Below are 22,231 nucleotides of genomic sequence, written 5' to 3'. Positions count from 1 at the left end.
TCGACATACCCATCAGGGGCGTTTCGAAACACCCAGGACCTGCCGGGACACCACCAGCTCGCCGGAGACGCTACAATGCAGCGATGAACAAGCATGATCTCGACGCCCCCTCGCGTCATCAACCCGAAACCCACCAGCGCGGCCGCGACAAGGTGGCGCGCATCCCGGTGAAGGTCGAACCCACCACCGAGATGCTGCGCAAGCCGAAGTGGATCCGCGCACGCGTGCCCTCCGGCCCCGGAGTGACCCGCATCAAGCGCATCCTGCGCAGCCGCGGCCTGTCCTCGGTGTGCGAGGAGGGGCAGTGCCCCAACCTGGGCGAGTGCTTCAGCCACGGCACCGCCACCTTCATGATCCTGGGTGACATCTGTACCCGCCGCTGCCCGTTCTGCGACGTGGCCCACGGCAAGCCGCTCGCGCCCGACCCCGATGAGCCCCGGCAACTGGCCGAGGCCATCGCCGAGATGGCGCTGAAGTACGTGGTGGTCACCTCGGTGGATCGCGACGATCTGCGCGACGGCGGCGCCGGACACTTCGCCGCCTGCATCCGCGCAGTGCGTGCCAAGGCGCCGCAGACCACCATCGAGATCCTCACTCCCGATTTCCGCGGACGCATGGAGCCGGCGCTGGCCGCCCTGGCCGAGGCCCCGCCGGACGTGTTCAACCACAACCTCGAGACCGTCCCCCGCCTGTACCGGCAGGCCCGCCCCGGGGCCGACTACCAATGGTCACTGGAGCTGCTGGCGCGCTTCGGCGAACAACACCCCGGGGTGCCGACCAAGTCGGGCATCATGCTCGGTATCGGCGAAACCCTGGAAGAGGTGGAACAGGTGATGCACGACCTGCGCACGCACGGGGTGAGCATGCTCACCTTGGGCCAGTACTTGCAACCCAGCCGCGACCACCTGCCGGTGAAACGCTTCGTCACCCCCGAGGAGTTCGACGCCCTGCGCGCCCGGGCCGAGGCGATGGGCTTCTCCAGCGTGGCCAGCGGGCCCATGGTGCGCTCCTCCTACCACGCCGACCTGCAGGCCAACCCGCTGCTCGGCAAGACCTGAAGCCCGGAGAACGAACTGATGACCGAACTGCCTCCCTGCCCGCAATGCCAGTCGCCCTATACCTATCAGGACGGGCCGCTGCTGGTGTGTCCGGAATGCGCCCACGAATGGTCTCCGGAAGCCGAAACGGCGACCGAGGAGGCCCCCGTGGTACGCGACGCGGTGGGCAATGTGCTGCAAGATGGCGACACCGTGACGGTGATCAAGGACCTGAAGGTCAAGGGCTCCTCGCAGGTGGTGAAGGTCGGCACCAAGGTCAAGAACATCCGCCTGGTGGAAGGCGATCACGACATCGACTGCCGCATCCCCGGCATCGGCGCGATGGGCCTGAAGTCACAGTTCGTGAAAAAGGCCTAGCCCGAATATTTCACCGGCCGAACAACGCTCTAGCCCTAAGAGGCTGAATGATCGAGCAAAAATGGCAAAAAGGAAGGCCAGTCGCCGGTTACGGTTTGTCTCCCGCGTTTTTCTATCCCGATTCCGGCGGTTTCTCGCTCGCTGTGGCTTGGTTTTCACTCAAGCGATAGCGCAGGCTATCGCTTTCGCTCCAAACCGGCGCCACAGCGGCTGCGAATTCCGCCAGCTCTCGGGATGCCGGTGAAACATCCGGGCTAGCCCCGAGGGTTCAAGCCGCTTTGCGTGCGTTCAGGCGCTTCCAGGCCTCCTGCACTATCCAGGCATTGCCGCTGGCGCGCCGGCGAGGCAGGGCCAACGCCTCCCTCACCTCGCGCCGCACCGCATCCCACTGCGCCTGCTGCTGCGGGGCGAGCAGGCCGGACAGTGCAGCGACGCCGAAGGTACGCTCACTGTGGGCGGCGGCGAACAGGCGGTCCAGCCAGGCGGTGACCAGACCGGCATGCAGGCAATACACCGTCCTGTCACCGAGCAGGGCATTCAGGCGCCAGGCGATGTCGCCGACCGGGCGACCATGTGCCTCGAGCAGAGCACGGCTCAGGCCATGTGCCTTCTCGCTCGCCGGATCCCACTGGCGCCAGCTGCGCGCCGGCGCCACCAGGTGACAATGCCGGGTGCCGTCGGCCAGCACCAGCCCGACCTCGATGGGATACGCCTCGCGATCCTGGCCCGAAGCCAGGATGTCGATGATGATGGGCGTCATGTCGCTGTCCTCTGCCTGTGTACCGGGGTTAACGGCAGCCCCCTCTCCGGCTTGAATCGAGCGGGTAACGCTCCATCAGGTAGCACAGGCAGTCCTGGCGGATCACCGCGGTGTCGCGGGTGAGCATGGACGGCATCACCGCGCGGCGGGTACGCAGCTCGCCGTCCTCGACCACGAAGTAGCGATCGGCCACCTCGGCGTCCTGTTCGTCACGTACCCGCAGCGGCACCACCCCGCCAGCACGCACGCGGGCAAACACGCTGCCGGGCGGCAGTTCGCGAAAGTTGTAACGCTCCAGGTCGACCAGAAAATCGATGTCGTAGCCCTGCTCGCCGAAGCCGAAGGAGATCTCGGGCGGCACCTTGACCACCGCCACGGTGTGGAACAGGTCGAGGTCGTGCGCCGGCACCGGGTGCGCGGGCAGGGCTGCCAGGTGCAGGCAGGCGTCCAGATATTCCTCGGTATGGTGTACCCCGTGCGCCTGCCCGACCTTGCCACATTCGAGCGTGACCGAGGGCCCGAGCGCGGCCATCGCCATCGAGGCCACTCCCCGCGGGCGGATGAAATACACCACGGTGCGCGAGAACAGGACGGCCAGGTGCAAGGCCTGTTCGTCGAGCACGTTGACACAGGCATAGTGCGGGTTCAGGCCGGTATTGTTGTGCACGTCCACCGCCGCGAACAGGCCGCGCGCGCGCATCTCTCCGACCACATCGCGCAGGGTCGCGGGCACTGGGCCGTCGGCGATCTCACCACCCGGCCAGGCGCGGTTGAAATCGGGCTGGTCCGACAGGTGACGCACGCCCTCGGCGGCAGCCGCCGTGTTGGCCACGAACAGGCTGAGCGCACGCGGCAGGCCACCGTCCACCAGATAACGTTGCAGCACCCGGCGGATGACATCCCAGCCGGTGGTCTCATTGCCGTGCATCAACACCGCGACGAACAGGGGCGGCTCGCGCCGTCCCGGCAGGTGGATGAGGGTTGGACCACCCAGGCGCTCATGCAGCTGGGTGGCGTCCAGCGCCAGCAGTCCCTCGGGCAGGCCTTCGTGGATGCGCAACAGGCTCATGGCGGCCACTCGTGCACCGGCCGGCCCGTGGCCTGGCGCTCGGCATAGGCCATCACCAGCCCTGGCCAGTCGGGCCCATGGGCGTCGATCCAGTGCCGCTGCCAGGCCGAGCCGGTGATCCCGCTGCGCACCCTTGCCTCGACGATACCCAGCCAACGGGCGATCTCCTCATCGTCCAGTCCGACCGCGTGCAGGCCGTCACGTGCCAGCGGCAACAGCCGTTCCACGACCAGGCGATCCAGTGGACCTTCGCCATCCTCCAGCCAGCGCACCCGCGCCGCCAGGCCATGGCGCGCCGCGCGGTAGAAGTTCTCGCGCGCCAGCGCGAAGGACAGTCGTGTCTCGGGCGGCGGGATCTCCGTGATCAGGGCATGCACCAGGCCGGCGAAGAAGGCGGTGTCGGCCACCAGATCGGCCACCGAAGTGCCGGCCGCCACCACGCGATGCTCGATACGGTAATGCGGCCGTCCCTGCTCGTCGAAGCCGACCAGAGGGCGGTTCCAGCGCCAGATGGTGCCGTTGTGCAGGCGCAAGTGGGCCAGATGCTCGGGCGGCTCGTCCATCAGGTCGGGCAACAACACCGGATAGCGCTCCAGGTTGGCGATGAAGGGTTCGAGCAGGCTCTCGTGGGCGTAGCGGATACCAAAGGTCACGCGCCGCGAATAGTCCGAACCGCCGACCGCCACCGCCTGCTCGAACAGCGGGATACGGGTCTCCTCCCAGAGGCGGCGTTGCAGAAAGAAAGGCGAATTGGCACCGACCGCAACGGTCGCCGCGGAAACCACCTTGGCGGCATTGAAGGCACGCACCGCCTCCTCGCAACGCGCCCAACGTGCCTGCAACGAGGCATGCATGCAATCGAACATGCCGGGAGTGAAGGGCAGCGGGTCGTCGTTGATTTCGAAATTGAAGCGCGCCAGCTCCGGCACCACCTGGGGGTCGGCCAGTTCGGCCAGAAACTCGGCATTGCGCGCGGCCGGCTCACCGGCCTCGTCCACCAGCCAGCCCTCCAGCTCGAAGCCCAGGCGGAAGGGCGCACTGCGCAAGCGACCCTGGTGCTCCCATGCGACCAGCAGCTCGGTTTCGGTCCGCAGTCGGCGGCGATATTCCTCGAAGGCCTCGGGCGTGAAGTCGATGGAGTGGATTTCCTGTCCCATGCCTGTAAAGGGTAGATGCTGTGCCCGAATGCATGGGGTTTTGTCCTCCGCAAGCCATCACGGGGCCTCCCGCATCTCCCCCTCCGCGCCGGAATCGGCCAACTGTCTAGGACAATGCCTGATCCAGCGCCACCAGACGCCCGGGCGTGCCCACGTCCACCCAGCGCCCCCGGTGGTGGGTACCGGAAACCCGCCCCTCGCGCATGGCACGGCGCAACAGGGGGGCGAGTGGAAAGGGCTCGGGCCGGCAACCGGCGAACAGCGCCGGGTGATAGACGCCGATCCCCGCAAAGGTCAGACGCACTCCGCCGTTCTCACGCACCCGCTCGCCATCGAGCACAAAATCGCCTTCGGGATGGTGGGGCGGATTGTCCACCAGCAACAGGTGGGCCAGCTCACCGGCCGGCAGGGCCAGCGTCGCGAAATCGACATCGCACCAGACATCGCCGTTGACCACCAGGAAGGGCGCCTCGCCGAGCAACGGCAGCGCCTTGCAGATCCCGCCGCCAGTCTCCAGCGCCCGGCCTTGCCCCTCGCGCGACCAGCGGATACGCGCTCCCCAGGCCGCACCGTCGCCCAACCGCGCCTCGATCTGCCCGCCCAGATGGGCGTGGTTGATCACCAGATCCCGGATCCCGGCCGCCACCAGGCGCTCGATGTGCCAGACGATCAGTGGCTGCCCACCGACCGCCAGCAGCGGCTTGGGGGTGTGATCGGTCAGCGGGCGCATGCGCTCGCCGCGCCCGGCGGCGAGGATCATGGCAGTACGGGGACGGAAGGCGTCGGACATGGCGGCATTGTGCCGGGCAGGCCGGAAAGCGCAAGCCCGCGCCGGGAAGGGGCCACCACAAAGAACGCGAAGGTCAGGCCTTGGACTTCATGGCGTCGAAGAATTCCTGGTTGGTCTTGGTCGCCTTGAGCTTGTCGTAGAGGAATTCCATGGCCGCGAGTTCATCCATGGGGTGCAGGATCTTGCGCAGGATCCAGATCTTCTGCAGTTCCTTCTCGGGAATCAGCAGCTCCTCGCGGCGAGTGCCGGAGCGGTTGATGTGGATGGCCGGGAAGATGCGCTTCTCGGCAATGCGCCGGTCGAGGTGAACCTCCATGTTGCCGGTGCCCTTGAACTCCTCGTAGATCACGTCGTCCATGCGCGAGCCGGTCTCCACCAGGGCGGTGGCGATGATGGTCAGCGAGCCGCCCTCCTCGACGTTGCGCGCCGCGCCGAAGAAGCGCTTGGGCTTCTGCAGGGCATTGGCGTCCACGCCGCCGGTGAGCACCTTGCCGGACGAAGGGATCACGGTGTTGTAGGCACGCGCCAGGCGGGTGATGGAGTCGAGCAGGATCACCACGTCGCGCTTGTGCTCGACCAGGCGTTTGGCCTTTTCAATGACCATCTCGGCGACCTGCACGTGGCGGGTGGCCGGCTCGTCGAAGGTCGACGAGATCACCTCGCCGCGCACCGAGCGGGCCATCTCGGTGACCTCCTCCGGCCGTTCATCGATCAGCAGCACGATCAGATAGCACTCGGGATGGTTGATGGCGATCGACTGGGCGATGTTCTGGATGAGCATGGTCTTGCCCGCCTTGGGCGGGGCCACGATCAGGCCGCGCTGACCCTTGCCGATGGGCGCCACCAGCTCGATGGTACGCGCGGTAATGTCCTCGGTGCTGCCATTGCCCAGTTCCAGGTTGAACTTCTTGTTGGGGAACAGGGGGGTGAAGTTCTCGAACAGGATCTTGTTCTTGGCGTTCTCGGGACGATCGAAGTTGATCTCGTCGACCTTGAGCAGGGCAAAGTAGCGCTCGTTGTCCTTGGGCGGACGGATCTTGCCGGAGATGGTGTCGCCGGTACGCAGGCCGAAACGACGGATCTGGCTGGGCGAGACATAGATATCGTCGGGCCCGGCCAGGTAGGACGAGTCTTCCGAGCGCAGGAAACCGAAGCCATCCTGCAGGATCTCGAGCACGCCATCACCATAGATGTCCTCACCCTTCTTGGCATGCGCCTTGAGGATGGCGAATATCAGGTCCTGCTTGCGCGAGCGACCCATGTTGTCGATTTTCATCGAGCTGGCGAGAGCCTGCAGCTCGGGAACGGGCATCTTCTTGAGTTCAGTGAGGTTCATTACAAACAGCCTGTGGCGTGCTAAATCAGGGATTGGACGAAAAAGAACGGAACGCCGCGCGGGGCGTCATGGCGCAGGAACGGGGAATACGGCCGGAACCGGCAGTTGATGGAATTCTAGCATGGGTTCCGCGAAGGTCCAGTCCCGGCGCGCGAGACCGGACTTTCGATCAGACCAAACCGCTCAGAGATTGCTGTCAATGAAGGCGGTCAGTTGCGACTTGGAGACAGCGCCGACCTTGGTGGCCTCCACCTCGCCGTCCTTGAACAGCATCAGCGTGGGAATGCCGCGAATGCCATACAGCGGCGGCGTGTTGGGGCTGGAATCGATGTTCAGCTTGGCAACCTTGAGCCGGCCGTCGTATTCCTCGGCGATTTCGTCGAGCACCGGCGCGATCATCTTGCAGGGGCCGCACCAATCGGCCCAGTAGTCCACCAGCACGGGGATGTCGGATTTCAGCACCTCGCTCTCGAAGGTGTCGTCCGTCACATGAACGATCTTGTCACTCACTTGAGATTCTCCAGCAACCTGAAACGGAATTCGTCATGCAGCCAATGCGTCGGCCGGAACGCGTGAGGTGAGGGCCTGGGGCTCTGCAATAACGGAACGAACCCCAATTTGAGCCCAATGCCCAGCGCATTTCAAGCCCGATCGGCCCTTTTGGGGTATCCTTGGCAGCCATGAGCGACAAGCACCTGACCAAGACCCGTTTCGACAGCTTCCCCTTTTCTCAGGCTCTTCTCGACGGCATCCACGATGCCGGCTTCGAGTACTGCACGCCCATCCAGGCGGCCACCCTGCCGCTGGCGCTTGACGGCCAGGACGTGGCCGGCCAGGCACAGACCGGCACCGGCAAGACCGCGGCCTTCCTGCTGGCGATCCTGCACCTGCTCGACCAGGAACCGGCCGACCAGCGCCGCCGCGCCAACCAGCCGCGTGCGCTGATCGTGGCGCCGACCCGCGAGCTGGCCATCCAGATCCACCGCGACGCCGAGGTGCTGGCGGGCCACACCGGCCACCACGTGCGCGTGGTCTATGGCGGCACCGCCTACGAGAAACAGCGCAAGGACCTGGAGGCCGGGGTGGACATCCTCATCGGCACACCGGGCCGCCTGATCGATTACTTCAAGCAACGGGTGTTCGACCTGCGCGCCATCCAGGCAGTGCTACTCGACGAGGCCGACCGCATGTTCGACCTGGGCTTCATAAAGGACATCCGCTACCTGTTGCGGCGCTGCCCACCGCCCGAGCGACGGCTGAGCATGCTGTTCTCGGCCACCCTCTCCTGGCGCGTCCTCGAGTTGGCCTACGAGCACATGAACAACCCGCAGAAGGTCGAGGTTGAGGCCGAGCAGATCACCGCCGACCGGGTGCGCGAGACCGGCTACATGGTGGCCAACGAGGAGAAGATCCCGCTGCTGCTGGGGCTGATCAACCGCCTCGAGGACGCGCGCAGCATCGTCTTCGTCAACACCAAGCGCGAGGCCGAGCGTGTCTGGGGCTATCTGGAGGGCAATGGGCACAAGGCGGCCATCCTCTCGGGCGACGTGCCGCAGAAGAAGCGCGAACGCCTGCTCAAGCAATTTGCCGACGACGAGGTCTCGGTGCTGGTGGCCACCGATGTGGCCGCGCGCGGCCTGCACATCCCGGGCGTGACGCACGTCTTCAACTATGACCTGCCCGATGACCCGGAGGACTATGTGCACCGCATCGGCCGCACTGCGCGCGCCGGCGCCGAGGGCGACGCGGTGGCCTTCATCTGCGAGACCTATGCCTTCTCACTGCCCGACATCGAGGACTACATCGGCCACAAGATCCCGATGAAGCCTGTCACCCGCGAGCTGCTCGCCGAGGTAGATCCGGCCAGCCGCGTGCACATCGAACGCAAGCGCCGCCCTCCACGCGGCAAGGGGAGCAGCAAGGGGCGGCCACGTCGACGCTCGCGCGACCGCGGACCGGGTGGCGGCAAAGGCGGCGCCGCCGGCTGAAAACCCGGGGCCTAAAGAGAGAACCCGACCTGTCGATAACCCTGCTGCCCACATCGGCACCTCCAGGGAGACACATTGCGTACGCTCAGAATTTTCATCAGCACACTGTTGCTGACCAGCTGTCTGCTGGGGACAGTGGCTGCCGACACCACACCATTTCGCATCGGCGTCTTCCCACGCCTGAACCAGGACAAGACACTGCGCCAGTTCCAGCCACTGGCCGAGTGGCTTGGCCGGCACCTGGGACGCGAAGTGGTGCTCGAGAGCGCGCCCGACTTTGCGGCTTTCTGGGAACGCGTGAAGGCAGAGCGCTACGCCCTGATCCACTACAACCAGTACCACTATATCCGCGCTCACCGGGAGTTTGGCCATCGCGTCATCCTCAAGAACGAGGAACTGGGCCGCTCACAGATACGCGCCACCTTCCTGGTGCCTGCCGACAGCCACATCCGGAATATCGCTCAACTGCGTGGGATGAAGATCCTGTTCGGCGGTGGCAAAGGGGCCATGGTGACCCACATCCTGGCACGTGACCTGCTGCGCGCGGGGGGGGGCTGTACGAGGGCGACTACCTGGAGAGTTTTGCGCGCACGCCAATCGACGCGGTAAACGCACTCTACTACGGCCAGGCCGACGCCGCCGGGGCCGGGGATACCCTGGTACGGCTCTCGCACACCCCCTGGTCGGAACCCCCAAACGCCCTGCGCGTAATCGCCCTGAGCTCGCCGATCGCACAACTCCCCTGGGCTGTCGCCGCCTGGGTCCCCGACACCCTGGCCAACCAAATACGCAACATTCTGCTGGCACTCAACGATGACCCGGCCGGGCGCATCGTGCTCGGGCTGGCCCATCTCACCGGCCTGCGGCCTGCCAACGATGCGGAGTACGACTCGGTGCGGAAGATCGTCGCACGCGTACTGGGCGAACACTACTGACAAGCCCATGACCAAAGACGCCTACCAACGACAAGCCCCCAACCTCGGCCTGGACAGTTACCGTGGCCGCTACTTCTGGTTGTCACTGCTGATTGGCCTGGTCCTGGTCGGACTGGTCCTCTGGGGACAACACCAGGTACGTGAAGTCGGCGAGACCAACACCTCGCTGGCCGCGCGACAGGGCACCGTCATCAGCACCCTCATCGATGCCGAACAGGCGGCACACCAGCTCAAGGAAGCGCTGCTCGCCTTCAGCCTCGACCCGCAACAGATACCGACCGACGCCCTGGAAATCCTGATCCGACGCCTGCGACTCACGGTGGAACGCCTGGCACGACAGGGCTCTTACGCACTGAGTGGCAACCCGGAGGTCGTGCGCACCCTGATCGATGATGTGCAGACACTCGCCCGGCACGCACGCCAACTGACCAGGGTGCGCCAGGATACCAACGCGTGGATCCCCGCCAGCCACCTGATGCGCGAGCAGATGGTGCCGGCAACCTTGACCATCGCCGGCATCCTGCAACACCTGGATGCAGAACTCGACGCCCTTCCACCCTCGAGCAGGCTCCACGACCAGACCCTGCGGCTGCGCCTGTACTGGCAGCACATCATCGGCGAACTGCGCCTGCTGGTTGCCAATCGCTTCGGCATCTTCGACACCGATGCGCACCGCGCCATGCAGGCCCGGGTGAACAACATCGAAGATCGCCTGGAGATCTTTCGGCGACGACTCGCCTCGCTGCGCGAAAGGCTCGCAGCGGCCGACGAGTATCCCCTGGTCGCTGAAATGGACGAAATCGACGAGGCGCTGCACCAGTGGACCGACGGTTATCATCAGCTGCGAGTCATGCTCAATGGCCAGGCCTGGCGACAGGACCTGGTGATCCTCGAACATCAAATCACCCCGGTACTGAGCCGCCTGCTGGAACGCCTGCTGCAACCCGGTGACAGCCTGGCCAGCGGCATCGGCTGGCTGGCCGGCAGCATCATCCTGCTGTTGGCACTCGGCTATCTTGCCTTCCAGTACTGGCTGCTGCGTCCGATCAGCGAGATCGCCGAACAACTTCATCGCGAGGCGCGCGGCGAGAGCGGCGACGAGATCGCCCTGCCACCCATCGACGAGACCCGACACCTGGTCGAGGCCTTCAGCGCCATGCGTGAGCAGGTACGGGCGCGCGAACAGCGGCTCGACTACCTGGCCTACCTCGATGCGCTCACCGGCCTGCCGAACCGGCGCCTGTTTCATGAGCGGCTGGACGAGGCGCTGCGCAGCGAGCTGCCCAAGGGACACCAGATTGCCATCCTGTTTCTCGACCTGGACCGCTTCAAGCAGATCAACGACAGTCACGGGCACCTCACCGGTGACCAGCTGTTGATCCAGGTAGCACGGCGCCTGCGCGGCGTACTGCGCCACGATGACCTGGTGGCCCGCCTGAGCGGTGACGAGTTCGCGGTACTGCTCGGCCGCTTCGGGCACCGCAGCGAACCCGCGCACCTGGCACAGAAGGTACTGGACACCCTGGATCATCCCTTCGAAATCAATGGCATCCGCTTTCACACCAGCGCATCGATCGGCATCAGCATCGCCCCGGAACACGGCACCACCGCCGACAAGCTGATCCAGCATGCCGACACCGCCATGTACCAGGCCAAGACGGGAGGCCGCGCGGGCGTGGCGCGCTTCCATCACGAGATGCTGCGCAACAGCCGTCACAACCTGCAACTCGAACGCGAGCTGCACCAGGCCCTGTCGGAAGAGCAACTGCGCGTATTCGTGCAACCGATCCTCGACATCGAGGGGCGGCAACTGCATGCCTGCGAGTGCCTGCTGCGCTGGCAACACCCGACACGGGGCCTGCTGGCGCCAGCAGAGTTCCTCGCCCTGGCCGAAGAGATGGGACTGATGCCTCGCATCACCGACTGGCTGCTTGACCAGCTCGAGGCCCGGCACGGTGATCCCACCCCCTATTCGATCAATGTATCGGCCCGCCTGCTGCACAGCCCCGGGTTCCTGGAGGGACTGAGACAGCGGATCACCGAAAATCGCCTGCAGGCCGACCGCCTGATCGTGGAGATCACCGAGGACACCCTGGCGCGCGACCTGGAGCGCATCACCCTGCAACTGTCCGACATCCAGGTACTGGGAGTGCGCATCGCCCTGGACGACTTCGGCACCGGCCAGTCTTCGCTCAGCCACCTGCGCGCCTTCCCCTTCGACATGGTGAAGATCGACCGCTCCTTCGTGAAGGAGGTGGTCAACGACAAACAGGACGCCACCCTGGTGCGCGCCATCATCGGCCTGGCCCACACCCTCGACATGCAGGTGGTCGCCGAGGGCGTGGAGACCCCGGAACAACATGCCTTCCTGCGAGCCGAGGGTTGCGACTGGCTGCAAGGTTACCTGTTCGGCAAACCTCGCCCCCTGGAGCCCCTCTCGCCATCCCGGCAAGACGCCGAAACGACGACCTGAGCCACATTGCACCCGCCCCCCTTCGGCAGCACAATGGTCGCCATCCGAACCGGGAGGACACCCCATGCGTATCCTGCACACCATGCTTCGCACCGGCGACCTCGAGCGCGCCATCGCCTTCTATACCGAGGTGCTGGACATGCGGCTGCTGCGCCGCAAGGACTATCCCGAAGGCAAGTTCACCCTGGCCTTTCTGGGCTACGGTGACGAGACCGAGAACACCGTCATCGAGCTGACCTACAACTGGGGCGTGGACCACTACGACCTGGGCACCGGCTTTGGCCACATCGCCATCGAAGTGGACGATGTGTACGCGGCGGCCGAGCGCATCCGCAAGCTGGGCGGCAGGATCACCCGCGAACCCGGACCGATGAACGCCGGCACCACCGTCATCGCCTTCGTCGAGGACCCGGACGGCTACCCCATCGAGCTGATCGGCAGGAAGACATGAGCGACCCGCTGTGCGCGCGCCTGCGCCAGGCCACCGAGGGCTGCCTGCGGCAGGCACGACCGCTGCTGGCCGAACGCGGCCGGCGCATGCCGACCGTGCCGGTACGCTGTGACCTGCGTGGCCGCGCGGCAGGTCAGGTGCGCCGCTGTCCGGACGGCCACATCGAAATCCGCTACAACCTCGACATCGCCCGTCTCCAACCTGAAGACTTCCTGGCGCAAACGGTGCCGCACGAAGTGGCACACGTGCTGGTCGGCTGGCTGTACGACCGGCGGGTGCGCCCGCACGGCCCCGAGTGGCAGGCGATGATGCGCTACCTGGGGGCCGAACCCGAACGCTGCCATGACTTTGCCCTGGCGGAGACCGACAGCCCACGTCGCCAGCGCCGCTGGGCCTACCACTGCGCCTGCCGCGAGCACCTGCTCAGCACCACCCGGCACAACCGCATCCGCCGCGGCCAACGGCAATACCAGTGCCGCGGCTGCGGCGAGATTCTGCGCCCGCGCTGAACCCGGCGGACCTCAGACCGTCTCGGTGAGGTGCGCCGCGATGACGCACAGAAAGGCCGCACCATACTGTTCGAGCTTGTGTACCCCGACACCGTGAATGGCCAGCAGGGCGCGTTCGTCGACCGGCTTGTGGCGCGCCATCTGCACCAGGCTGGCATCACCGAATATCACATAGGGCGGCACCCCGCGCTTGTCGGCCAGCTGCTTGCGCAGGGCACGCAGGCGCTCGAACAACACCTCATCGTAGGGGCCATCAGCGGCCAGGGGGGCGCGGCGCTTGCGCGCGGGCCCCTCCCGCACAACGGGGACGGGCCAGCTCCAGGCGGATCTCGCCGCGCAACAGGGGACGGGCGCGCTCGGTGAGTTGCAACACCGAGTAGTTGGCGATGTCCTGGCGCAGGTAGCCCAGGTGAATCAGCTGGCGCAGGATGGAGGTCCATTCGGCCTCGCCCAGCTCCTGGCCGATACCGTAGGTAGACAGGCGATCGTGACCCAGCCGGCGGATGCGTTCGGTATCCGCCCCGCGCAGTACCTCGATGACATGGCGGATACCGAAACGCTGCCCCACGCGATACACGCAGGACAACGCCATCTGCGCCTCGCGGGTGGCATCGAAACGCGCCGGCGGATCGGCACAGACATCGCAGTTGCCGCAATCCTCGTCCAGCCAGTCACCGAAATAGTTGAGCAATACCCGGCGCCGACAGGTCGGACTCTCGCACAGCGCCACCATGGCATCGAGCTTGTGCGACTCGATCCGCCGTTGCGTCTCGTTGCCGTTGTTCTCGATCAGGCGACGCGCGGTAACCACGTCCTGCGCCCCGTACAGCAGCAGGGCCTCGGCAGGCAGGCCGTCACGACCGGCACGGCCGGTCTCCTGGTAATAGCCCTCGATGTGGCGCGGCAGGTCGTAATGCACCACGAAGCGCACGTTCGGCTTGTCGATACCCATGCCAAAGGCGACGGTGGCGACCACGATGCGCAACTCGTCGCGCAGGAAGGCGCTCTGCACCGACTCACGTTCCGTCGGCGGCAGGCCCGCATGGTAGGCAGCGGCAGAGAAGCCCTGCTCACGCAGGCGCTGGGCAATCTCCTCGACCTTGCGACGACTCAGCGCATAGACGATGCCCGACTCGCCTTGCCGCTGCTCGAGAAAGGCGCGCAGCTGCTCGGCGGGGCGGTACTTTTCGAGCACGCTGTAACGGATGTTGGGGCGGTCGAAACCGGCGACGAAACGCCGGGCCTTCGCCATCCGTGATACGACGGAAGTCAGCGACGACGTCTGGCCGCCGCCTTCTTCGTGGCCTTCTTGGCCGCCGTCTTCTTCGTGGCCTTCTTGGCAACCTTCTTGGCCGCCGTCTTCTTCGCGACCTTCTTGACCGCCGCCTTCTTCACGGCCTTCTTGGCCGCCGCCTTCTTCGCGGCCTTCTTGGCCGCCGTCTTCTTCGCGGCCTTCTTGGCCACCGTCTTCTTCGCGGCCTTCTTGGCAACCTTTTTGGCCGCCGTCTTCTTCGCGGCCTTCCTGACCGTCGCCTGCTTCTTGGTCTTCGCGGCAGACGGCTCTGTATCGTCCACCCCGGTTGCATCCTCGGTGGTCTCGCCAGGTGCCGGCGCCACCTCCAGGCTGGGCGTGGCATCGATCACCGCCTTCACCTGTTGCCAGAGGGGCTCGACCTCGCCGGTGGCATCGAAACGGTGTAGCTTCCCTGCCTGCTGGTAGTACTGCAGCAGGGGGCCCATCTGACCTTCGTAGACACGCAGGCGGTTGCTGATGGTCTCTTCGTAGTCGGGTGGACGCCGACGCACCCGAGCCCCGCACTCGTCGCAGACGCCGTCCACCAGCGGGGGGTTCACGTACATGTTGTACAGGGCGCCGCAATGATCGCACTGGACCCGGCCGACCAGACGCTCCATCAGTTCGTCCATGTCCACATCGAGCTTGATCGCCAGGTCGATGGGCTTGCCCAGGTCGTTGAGCATGGCATCGAGCACATCGGCTTGCCCGGCATCACGCGGCATGTCCACCAGCAGGTAGCCCCGGCTCAGGTCGAGCTTGGGCAACTGGATACGCAACAGGGCCAGCAGCAACTCGTCGGAGACCCGTGCCGCGTCGCGCGCCTCGGCCGCCAGGCGCCCGAGCTCGCCCGGCTCGGCAGCCACCGCATCGACGATGCTGGCCTGGGTGATGATGGGGATGTCGTAGGTCCTGGCGATCCTTTCCGCCAACTCGCCCTTGCCGGACCCCGGTGGGCCAAGTAGAACTATCCGCATGGTGGCTCCTGGCAACACGCCTGTTTTATTATTCGTCCGTTCCGAGACGATTCACCGATACGGCAGGACCCGCCTCCCGGCACTGCCTGCCGGCAGACCGGCAACCTCGATCAGGAAATTAGGAATTTCCTATGGGGGCATGCGTGTTTTGCATTGGCTGGCCCCGTCCTCCTTGTCTAAGCTAATCGCACATTTTTTGCGTTGTCAACGAAAGTCGGGTTTTTCGGCCACTTTCGCCGCAATTCTACGGTTTTTTAGGCCGTTTTTTGCCGAACCGGCATTGTTCGCACAACGCGCTGCACACCCTGCCGGCGGCCCGCCGGACAGAACCGTGTCCCGTTTTTTCGAGACGAGTCGATGAGCGATATCCCGGACATCACCGATACCGAACGCTGGATCGTGGAGACCACGCTCAAGGAACGTTACGGCGACCCTCCGCCCAAGCTGGAGTTCGCCGATGCCGAGATCCGTCTCAGCCCCGCCGACCGCGAGCTGAGCCTGTGCCCCGTCTTCTTCTGGGAAGACAGCGAGGGCTGCCACTTCGTGATCTTCAAGACCGGCGAAAACCGTTACCGCTGCCAGTTCTTCTACCGGGGCTACCAGCAATACGGCACCGGGGTGCACGAATACGACGATCTCACCGAATGTGCCGTGTCGCTGTTGCAGGCCCAGGCCGACCACGCAGCCCGCGAGCGCGGTGATCTGGATACCTAAAGCAACTCAGGAGGATGAACATGAGCGCCAAGAACGCCTTTTACGCCCAGTCCGGCGGGGTGACCGCCGTCATCAACGCCTCGGCCTGCGGGGTCATCGAGACCTGCCGCAAGCACCCCGACAAGATCGCCAACGTCTATGCCGGCCGCAACGGCATCATCGGCGCGCTCACCGAGGAGCTGATCGACACCAGCCAGGAGTCGGACGAAGCCATCGCGGCGCTCAAGAGCACCCCCTCGGGCGCCTTCGGTTCCTGCCGCTACAAGCTCAAGAGCCTGGAAGAGAACCAGCGCGAGTACGAGCGCCTGATCGAGGTCTTCAAGGCACACAACATCGGCTACTTCTTCTACAACGGCGGCGGCGACTCGGCCGATACCTGCTACAAGGTCTCGCAACTGTCCGAGAAGATGGGTTTCCCGGTGCAGGCCATCCACGTACCCAAGACCGTGGACAATGACCTGCCGATCACCGACAACTGCCCCGGCTTCGGCTCGGTCGCCAAGTACATCGCGGTCTCCACCCTGGAGGCCAGCTACGATGTGCGTTCCATGGCCGCCACCTCCACCAAGATCTTCGTTATCGAGGTAATGGGCCGCCATGCCGGCTGGATCGCCGCCGCCGGCGCCCTGGTCGAGGACTACGGCATCCCGGTGGTCACCCTGTTCCCCGAGGTGGAGTTCGACAAGGACAAGTTCCTGGCCGCGGTGGACGCCAAGGTGAAGGAATACGGCTACTGCACCGTGGTGGTCTCCGAGGGCTGCCACTGGCCGGACGGCAAGTTCCTGGCCGAACAGGGCACCCGCGACTCCTTCGGGCACGCCCAGCTCGGCGGCGCCGCGCCGGTGGTCGCCAACATGATCAAGGACGCCCTGGGCCACAAGTTCCACTGGGCGGTGGCCGACTACCTGCAGCGCGCGGCGCGCCACCTGGCCTCGGAATCCGACGTGGAACAGGCCTACGCGCTGGGCGCCGCCGCGGTCGAGAAGGCCCTGGAAGGCAAGAACTCCATCATGCCCACCGTGGTACGCGAATCCTCTTCGCCCTACAAGTGGCATATTGGCGAGACCCCGCTGTCCGAGGTCGCCAACGTCGAGAAGATGATGCCCCTGGATTTCATCTCCGAGGATGGCTACGGCATCACCGACAAGTGCAAGGAATACCTCTACCCGCTGATCAAGGGCGAGGCCTACCCCGAGTACGACGAGAACGGCATGCCGCGTTACGTGACCCTCAAGCTGGCTGCGGTCGAGAAGAAACTGCCGCCCTTCGAGATCTGAAGGACGCACACCCGGCACTCGAACCCCGCCCGACCCGGCGGGGTTTTTTTCTGGCTGTTCTCAAGGAACAGGCGTCAGGAGGCGAAGGCGGTGTGCCGGGACGGCGTCGAGACCCTGCCCCCCGGGTTCCGGTGCTTATGAGGGGTGTGCAAAAAAATCCCGCCGGCCTGGTGAGCCTGACGGGGTCAGCTTGCTTCCGGCTGGGAAGTCAGGGATGGAAGCCCGGCGGGCTGTCGAGCCGGGAACCTGACCGGTCGATCCGTGGCCGGCGAACTCTGGGGACCGACCTTCCGGGACGGGCTCCAAGTCTGATTTCACTCTCGAGCCTCGAGCTCGCGCAAATTGCGAACCAGCCCACGTTTCTCTAACCCCAGGCACTGCATGAGGCGATCCAGCCGCCGGGGCAGCCCAAACCCGTCGAACAGGGGATTGGACCACCCGGTGATGACCGCAAAGTGCGAATCGTAGGGTGCCTCATGATGCCGCTGATGAGCCGAGGGGGACACCAGTATCCCGGCAGCCTGCAAGCCCCTGACCAGGCGCCCCGGCGGACGATGCGACCAGCGATGGCAGAGTTGCGCCAGCACCCAGAAGACGCTCAGCACCAGCAACGCCAGGACCCACCAACCGGCCTCCCCGCGGACGCTCACTCCCAGCAGCAACAAGGCCTCCAGCGGCGTCACGATGCGCGCAGCCGGATACAGCACCTCGACCACCGGCTTCTGGACGATACCATCGGGTATCAGGTGATGGCGCTGGAACGCGTGTACCACACCGCCCGGCCGCGGACGGCCATAGTGATCGACGACATAATGAAACACGTAGGAACCGGCATCGGCGACGAAGACGGCAACGATCACCACACCCCAGGCCACGGGATCGGAGAAGGTCTCCAGGGCCCACAGTACCCAGGCAAAGACCAGACTGAGCATCGCCCAGGCCAGCACAACGATCGCCTGCCACCAGTACATTCCACCCCTCCCAGTCATCGAGTGGGCCTGGTTCAGTGCGCCTGGTCCCAGTTCTCGCCGACCCCGATATCCACCACCAGGGGCACCGCCAGCTCGGCCGCCCCCGACATGTACTCACGGATGCGCTCACGCGCCGACTCCAGCGCTCCGGGCGCCACCTCGAACACCAGTTCGTCGTGTACCTGCATCAGCAGCCGTACCTCGGGGGCCTCCCGCTGCAGCCAGCCGTCCACCGCAATCATGGCGCGCTTGATGATATCCGCCGCCGTGCCCTGCATTGGCGCATTGATGGCGGTGCGCTCGGCGGCCGCCCGGCGCGCGCCGTTGCGCGACTTGATCTCGGGCAGGTACAGGCGACGGCCGAACAGGGTCTCGACATAGCCCTGCTCGCGCGCCTGTTCGCGGATGCGTTCCATGAAGGCGCGCACCCCCGGATAGCGCTCGAAATAGCGGTCGATATACTGCTGCGCCTCGCCGCGTTCGATACCGAGCTGACGTGCCAGTCCGAAGGCGGACATACCGTAGATCAGACCGAAATTGATGGCCTTGGCCGAGCGCCGCTGCTCGTCGCTGACCTTTTCGGGGTCGCCTTCGCCGAATACTTCGGCAGCGGTGGCACGGTGGATGTCACGGCCTTCGGCGAAGGCGCGCAGCAGCCCCTCGTCACCCGAGAGGTGCGCCATGATGCGCAACTCGATCTGCGAATAGTCGGCCGCCAGCATGATCCAGCCCGACTCGGGCACGAAGGCCTGGCGAATGCGCCGCCCCTCCTCGGTGCGCACCGGGATGTTCTGCAGGTTGGGATCCGACGAGGACAGGCGACCGGTGGCGGCCACCGCCTGATGATAGCTGGTGTGCACCCGCCCGGTGCGCAGGTCGATCATCTCCGGCAGCTTGTCGGTGTAGGTGGACTTGAGCTTGGCCAGCCCCCGATGCTCGAGGATCACCTGCGGCAGCTCGAAGCCCTGCTCGGCCAGCTCCTGCAGGACCTCCTCCGAGGTCGAGGGCGCCCCCTTGGGCGTCTTGCGGATCACCGGCAGGCCCAGCTCCTCGAAGAAGATCTGGCCGATCTGCTTGGGCGAGCCCATGTTGAACGGCCGCCCGGCGATGGCATAGGCCTGCTGCTCCAGGGCATGCAGGCGCTCGGCCAGTTCCTGGCTCTGGCGCGCCAGCATCTCGCGATCGACCCGCACCCCGGTGCGCTCCATGCGCGAGAGCACCGGCACCAGCGGCAACTCGATCTCGCGCAGCACGGCCGCCAGCTTCGGCTCGGCCTCGAGCTTCGGCCACAGGGCCTGGTGCAGGCGCAGGGTGATGTCGGCATCCTCGGCGGCATAGGGGCCGGCCTGGGCCACGGGAATCTGGTCGAAGCGCAATTGCTTCGCGCCCTTGCCGGCGATCTCCTCGTAGCGGATGGTGCGATGCCCCAGGTAGCGCTCGGCCAGCGAGTCCATGTCGTGACGCCCGGCGGCGGCATCCAGTACGTAGGACTCGAGCATGGTGTCGAAGGCGACATCCTCCAGCACGATGCCATGGTTGGCCAGTACGTTCATGTCGTACTTGATGTGCTGACCGATCAGCCGCGCCCGCCCCGAGGCCAGCAGCGGCTGCAGACGCGCCAGCACCTGCTCACGGTCGAGCTGTTGCGGGGTGTCCGGGTCGTTGTGCGCCAATGGCACATAGGCCGCCTCGCCGGGCGCCACCGCGAAAGACACGCCGACCACCTCGGCCTGCATGTAGTTCAGGCTGGTGGTCTCGGTATCGAAGGCGAACAGTTCAGCCGCCTCCAGCCGTTGCAACCAGTCCTCGAAAGCCGCCTCGTCGGTGACGATCTGGTAGTTCTGCCCGACCGCTGGCGACGGATCGTCACCGGGCTCCTCGCCCGCCTCCTCTTCCAGCGCAGCGAGCAGGCGCCGTGCCTCGAGCTCGCGGTAGATCTCTCGCAGGCGCGCCACGTCGGCCTCACCGGGCACCAGGTCCCGTGGCGCCAGCGGCAGTTCGACATCGCGCTTGATGGTGGCCAGTTGCTTCGACAACGGCAGTTGTTCCAGGCTGGCGCGCAAGTTCTCACCCACCTTGCCGCGGATCTCATCGGCATGCGCCACCAGCTCGTCGAGCGAACCGTACTGCTGCAACCACTTGGCCGCGGTCTTGGGACCGACCTTGGGCACCCCGGGGATATTGTCCGATGTGTCGCCGACCAGGGTCAGGTAGTCCACGATCTGCTCCGGGGCCACGCCGAACTTGGCGATCACCCCCTCGCGATCGAGCACCGTATCCTGCATGGTGTCGACCAGGGTGACATGTTCGTCCACCAGCTGCGCCATGTCCTTGTCGCCGGTGGAGATGAGCACATCCATGCCCTGCTCGGCGGCCTGGCGGGCGAGGGTGCCGATCACGTCGTCGGCCTCCACCCCGTCGATGACCAGCAGCGGCAACCCCATCGCACGGATGATCTCGTGCAGCCGCTCGATCTGCACCCGCAGTTCGTCGGGCATGGGCGGGCGGTTGGCCTTGTACTCGGCATACAGGTCGTCGCGGAAGGTCTTGCCCGGGGCGTCGAACACCACGGCGAAATGCGTGGGCTGGTAATCGTTGCGCAGCTTGCGCAGCATGTTCACCACACCGACGATAGCGCCAGTGGGCTGGCCCTGCGAATTGGTCAGCGGCGGCAGCGCGTGGAAGGCCCGGAACAGATACGAAGACCCGTCGACGAGTATCAGGGGGGGTTGCTTGTCCATCATGGTAGGATACTATCGGACCACGGCTTTGCGAAGAACACCGACCCGGATAACTGCCACCATGACTACCCCCTCGCCCCGCCAGCAGGGTTTGCAACGCGTGCTGGACGCCAGCCGCTATGTCACCGACTTCAAGAAGGGCCTGCTCGCGCACCTGGCCAACCCCAAGCGCGCCATCACCACCTGCTTCCCGGTAGAGATGGACGACGGCTCGGTGCGCAGCTTCTTTGGTTACCGCGTGCTGCACAACAACGTACTCGGCCCCGGCAAGGGCGGATTGCGCTTCCATCCGAGCCTGAGCCTGGAAGAAGTGTCCTCGCTGGCCGCGCTGATGACCTGGAAGTGCGCCCTGATCGACGTTCCCTTCGGCGGAGCCAAGGGGGGAGTGACCTGTGACACCAAGCAGCTCTCGGAAGGCGAGCTGCGGCGTATCACCCGGCGCTTCATCGCCGAACTGGGCGACAACATCGGTCCGCACACCGACATCCCCGCCCCCGACATGTACACCAATGCCCAGACCATGGCCTGGGTGTACGACACCTACGACACCATGCACCCCGGCCGCAACAACCGCCCGGTGGTCACCGGCAAGCCCGTGGACCAGGGGGGCTCGCTGGGCCGGCGTGACGCCACCGGCAACGGCGTGGTATTCGCCACCGAGCACTTCGTGCGCCTGCGCGGCATCGACGGCCAGCACCATCTGCAAGATCTGCGCGTGGCCATCCAGGGCTTCGGCAACGTGGGACTGGCAGCGGCCCGCGCCTTTGCCGCCGCCGGGGCGCGCGTAGTGGCGCTGAGCGACTCGCATGGTACCATCTATCGCGAGGAGGGCATCGACCCGGAACAGGCGCTCGCCTTCAAGCGCGCCGAGGGCCGCCTGGCGGGCATGCCCGGCACCACCAGCATCGACAACGCCGCATTGCTTACCAGCCCCTGCGACATCCTGGTGCCGGCAGCCACCGCCAGCCAGGTGCACGCAGAAAATGCCGGCGCCATCCAGGCGCGGCTGGTGGTCGAGGCGGCAAACGACCCCATCACCCCGCAGGCCGACCTGATTCTGCAGGAACGCGGCATCTTCTGCAGGAACGCGGCATCCCGGTACTGCCTGACATCCTCGCCAATGCCGGTGGTGTCTGCGTGAGCTATTTTGAATGGGTGCAGAACATCCAGAACCAGCAGTGGACCGAGGACGAGGTCAATCTCAAACTCCGCAACAAGATACAGAAAGCGGTGCACTCGGCGCTCGAACGCGAGGCGGCCATGCGCCAAGCCCACCCCGATGACCCGCACGCCAGCCTGTTGCGCACCGCCGCACTGACCCTGGCCATCGAGCGGGTGAGCTGCGCCACCCTGGAACGCGGCGTCTGGCCCTGA

20 protein-coding genes and 2 pseudogenes are annotated in these 22,231 nt (G+C 65.6%); 12 read left to right on the top strand and 10 right to left on the bottom strand.

The genetic code is table 11. The features are described 5' to 3' along the window. Positions 1-83 precede the first annotated feature (83 nt). Positions 84-1,058, top strand: a complete 975-nt coding sequence (lipA, locus tag EBS_RS00705; RefSeq protein WP_043106843.1) for a lipoyl synthase — start codon at positions 84-86, stop codon at positions 1,056-1,058. Positions 1,059-1,076: 18 nt separating this feature from the next. After that, positions 1,077-1,415 carry a zinc ribbon domain-containing protein YjdM gene (locus EBS_RS00700; protein ID WP_043106842.1) on the top strand — a complete coding sequence of 113 codons (339 nt, stop codon included), beginning with the start codon at positions 1,077-1,079 and terminating at the stop codon, positions 1,413-1,415. 268 nt (positions 1,416-1,683) lie between these two features. Here the strand turns inward: EBS_RS00700 and EBS_RS00695 are convergent, their stop codons facing one another. The 6 genes from EBS_RS00695 to trxA all read right to left on the bottom strand — a co-directional run bounded on the left by EBS_RS00695 (position 1,684) and on the right by trxA (position 7,037). Then, positions 1,684-2,175, bottom strand: a complete 492-nt coding sequence (locus EBS_RS00695; RefSeq protein ID WP_043106841.1) for a hypothetical protein — start codon at positions 2,173-2,175, stop codon at positions 1,684-1,686. A gap of 28 nt (positions 2,176-2,203) precedes the next feature. Further along, positions 2,204-3,244 (bottom strand): M14 family metallopeptidase, encoded by a 1,041-nt coding sequence (locus EBS_RS00690; protein ID WP_331711237.1) that lies wholly within the window; start codon positions 3,242-3,244, stop codon positions 2,204-2,206. Continuing rightward, positions 3,241-4,401 carry a glutamate--cysteine ligase family protein gene (locus EBS_RS00685; RefSeq protein ID WP_043106840.1) on the bottom strand — a complete coding sequence of 387 codons (1,161 nt, stop codon included), beginning with the start codon at positions 4,399-4,401 and terminating at the stop codon, positions 3,241-3,243. Before EBS_RS00685 ends, EBS_RS00690 begins: the two co-directional genes overlap by 4 nt. Positions 4,402-4,507: 106 nt before the next feature. Next, positions 4,508-5,161 (bottom strand): N-acetylmuramate alpha-1-phosphate uridylyltransferase MurU, encoded by a 654-nt coding sequence (murU, locus tag EBS_RS00680; RefSeq protein WP_043109010.1) that lies wholly within the window; start codon positions 5,159-5,161, stop codon positions 4,508-4,510. A 103-nt stretch (positions 5,162-5,264) separates the two neighbouring features. Next, complete coding sequence (gene rho / locus EBS_RS00675) at positions 5,265-6,527, bottom strand: transcription termination factor Rho (protein WP_043106839.1); 1,263 nt, start codon at positions 6,525-6,527, stop codon at positions 5,265-5,267. A gap of 183 nt (positions 6,528-6,710) precedes the next feature. After that, positions 6,711-7,037: a thioredoxin TrxA gene (trxA, locus tag EBS_RS00670; protein ID WP_043106838.1), complete on the bottom strand. Its 327-nt coding sequence runs from the start codon at positions 7,035-7,037 to the stop codon at positions 6,711-6,713. A 170-nt stretch (positions 7,038-7,207) separates the two neighbouring features. On the opposite strand from trxA, the gene rhlB reads away from it, so the two are divergent. From rhlB to EBS_RS00645, 6 genes and pseudogenes are all read left to right on the top strand, one after another. After that, positions 7,208-8,515, top strand: coding sequence for an ATP-dependent RNA helicase RhlB (rhlB, locus tag EBS_RS00665; protein WP_043106837.1), 1,308 nt, complete (start codon positions 7,208-7,210; stop codon positions 8,513-8,515). 108 nt (positions 8,516-8,623) lie between these two features. Next, on the top strand, positions 8,624-9,124 hold the full coding sequence (locus EBS_RS00660; protein WP_043106836.1) for a phosphate/phosphite/phosphonate ABC transporter substrate-binding protein: 501 nt from the start codon (positions 8,624-8,626) through the stop codon (positions 9,122-9,124). Beyond that, positions 9,070-9,342: pseudogene (locus tag EBS_RS14920) on the top strand (PhnD/SsuA/transferrin family substrate-binding protein); the annotation flags it as partial. The gene EBS_RS00660 and the pseudogene EBS_RS14920, both read left to right, overlap by 55 nt. 115 nt (positions 9,343-9,457) lie before the next feature. Continuing rightward, the gene (locus tag EBS_RS12615) at positions 9,458-11,923 is read left to right on the top strand and encodes a putative bifunctional diguanylate cyclase/phosphodiesterase (RefSeq protein WP_052199167.1); all 2,466 of its coding nucleotides are present in this window, start codon (positions 9,458-9,460) and stop codon (positions 11,921-11,923) included. Positions 11,924-11,987: 64 nt separating this feature from the next. Continuing rightward, the gene (gloA, locus tag EBS_RS00650; RefSeq protein ID WP_043106835.1) at positions 11,988-12,374 is read left to right on the top strand and encodes a lactoylglutathione lyase; all 387 of its coding nucleotides are present in this window, start codon (positions 11,988-11,990) and stop codon (positions 12,372-12,374) included. Beyond that, positions 12,371-12,883, top strand: coding sequence for a SprT family zinc-dependent metalloprotease (locus EBS_RS00645; protein ID WP_043106833.1), 513 nt, complete (start codon positions 12,371-12,373; stop codon positions 12,881-12,883). Before gloA ends, EBS_RS00645 begins: the two co-directional genes overlap by 4 nt. 12 nt (positions 12,884-12,895) lie before the next feature. Here EBS_RS00645 and EBS_RS00640 read toward each other — a convergent pair. Beyond that, positions 12,896-14,114 (bottom strand): annotated as a pseudogene (locus EBS_RS00640) (RecQ family ATP-dependent DNA helicase); the annotation flags it as partial. Between the two features lie 38 nt (positions 14,115-14,152). Beyond that, on the bottom strand, positions 14,153-15,154 hold the full coding sequence (locus EBS_RS12605) for an adenylate kinase family protein (protein ID WP_081999745.1): 1,002 nt from the start codon (positions 15,152-15,154) through the stop codon (positions 14,153-14,155). Positions 15,155-15,511: 357 nt separating this feature from the next. Between EBS_RS12605 and EBS_RS00625 the strand changes: the two genes are divergently transcribed. After that, a complete protein-coding gene (locus tag EBS_RS00625) occupies positions 15,512-15,868 on the top strand; it encodes a hypothetical protein (protein ID WP_043106832.1) in 357 nt (118 codons plus the stop codon). A gap of 20 nt (positions 15,869-15,888) precedes the next feature. Next, entirely contained in the window at positions 15,889-17,145 is a 1,257-nt protein-coding gene (locus EBS_RS00620) for a 6-phosphofructokinase (RefSeq protein WP_043109006.1), read from the top strand. Positions 17,146-17,459: 314 nt separating this feature from the next. Here EBS_RS00620 and EBS_RS00615 read toward each other — a convergent pair whose 3' ends face one another. Continuing rightward, entirely contained in the window at positions 17,460-18,116 is a 657-nt protein-coding gene (locus EBS_RS00615; RefSeq protein ID WP_043106831.1) for a fatty acid desaturase CarF family protein, read from the bottom strand. A gap of 32 nt (positions 18,117-18,148) precedes the next feature. Further along, a complete protein-coding gene (gene polA / locus EBS_RS00610) occupies positions 18,149-20,857 on the bottom strand; it encodes a DNA polymerase I (protein ID WP_043109005.1) in 2,709 nt (902 codons plus the stop codon). A gap of 61 nt (positions 20,858-20,918) precedes the next feature. Here polA and EBS_RS00605 point away from each other — a divergent pair, with 61 nt between their 5' ends. Next, the gene (locus EBS_RS00605) at positions 20,919-21,998 is read left to right on the top strand and encodes a Glu/Leu/Phe/Val family dehydrogenase (RefSeq protein ID WP_052199163.1); all 1,080 of its coding nucleotides are present in this window, start codon (positions 20,919-20,921) and stop codon (positions 21,996-21,998) included. Then, the gene (locus EBS_RS14130) at positions 21,995-22,231 is read left to right on the top strand and encodes a hypothetical protein (protein WP_052199162.1); all 237 of its coding nucleotides are present in this window, start codon (positions 21,995-21,997) and stop codon (positions 22,229-22,231) included. Before EBS_RS00605 ends, EBS_RS14130 begins: the two co-directional genes overlap by 4 nt.

This window comes from endosymbiont of unidentified scaly snail isolate Monju, assembly GCF_000801295.1.
Lineage (GTDB): Bacteria > Pseudomonadota > Gammaproteobacteria > Chromatiales > Chromatiaceae > MONJU.
This window is presented reverse-complemented; position numbering and strand designations above follow the sequence as displayed.

Coding starts and splice junctions, on each gene's coding strand:
- EBS_RS00700 (WP_043106842.1), top strand. CDS start 1,077: ATGACCGAACTGCCTCCCTGCCCGCAATGCCAGTCGCCCTATACCTAT.
- rhlB (WP_043106837.1), top strand. CDS start 7,208: ATGAGCGACAAGCACCTGACCAAGACCCGTTTCGACAGCTTCCCCTTT.
- rho (WP_043106839.1), bottom strand. CDS start 6,527: ATGAACCTCACTGAACTCAAGAAGATGCCCGTTCCCGAGCTGCAGGCT.
- EBS_RS00685 (WP_043106840.1), bottom strand. CDS start 4,401: ATGGGACAGGAAATCCACTCCATCGACTTCACGCCCGAGGCCTTCGAG.
- gloA (WP_043106835.1), top strand. CDS start 11,988: ATGCGTATCCTGCACACCATGCTTCGCACCGGCGACCTCGAGCGCGCC.
- EBS_RS00615 (WP_043106831.1), bottom strand. CDS start 18,116: ATGTACTGGTGGCAGGCGATCGTTGTGCTGGCCTGGGCGATGCTCAGT.
- EBS_RS12605 (WP_081999745.1), bottom strand. CDS start 15,154: ATGCGGATAGTTCTACTTGGCCCACCGGGGTCCGGCAAGGGCGAGTTG.
- EBS_RS00625 (WP_043106832.1), top strand. CDS start 15,512: ATGAGCGATATCCCGGACATCACCGATACCGAACGCTGGATCGTGGAG.
- EBS_RS00620 (WP_043109006.1), top strand. CDS start 15,889: ATGAGCGCCAAGAACGCCTTTTACGCCCAGTCCGGCGGGGTGACCGCC.
- EBS_RS12615 (WP_052199167.1), top strand. CDS start 9,458: ATGACCAAAGACGCCTACCAACGACAAGCCCCCAACCTCGGCCTGGAC.
- EBS_RS00645 (WP_043106833.1), top strand. CDS start 12,371: ATGAGCGACCCGCTGTGCGCGCGCCTGCGCCAGGCCACCGAGGGCTGC.
- EBS_RS00605 (WP_052199163.1), top strand. CDS start 20,919: ATGACTACCCCCTCGCCCCGCCAGCAGGGTTTGCAACGCGTGCTGGAC.
- EBS_RS00695 (WP_043106841.1), bottom strand. CDS start 2,175: ATGACGCCCATCATCATCGACATCCTGGCTTCGGGCCAGGATCGCGAG.
- polA (WP_043109005.1), bottom strand. CDS start 20,857: ATGGACAAGCAACCCCCCCTGATACTCGTCGACGGGTCTTCGTATCTG.
- EBS_RS00690 (WP_331711237.1), bottom strand. CDS start 3,244: ATGAGCCTGTTGCGCATCCACGAAGGCCTGCCCGAGGGACTGCTGGCG.
- lipA (WP_043106843.1), top strand. CDS start 84: ATGAACAAGCATGATCTCGACGCCCCCTCGCGTCATCAACCCGAAACC.
- murU (WP_043109010.1), bottom strand. CDS start 5,161: ATGATCCTCGCCGCCGGGCGCGGCGAGCGCATGCGCCCGCTGACCGAT.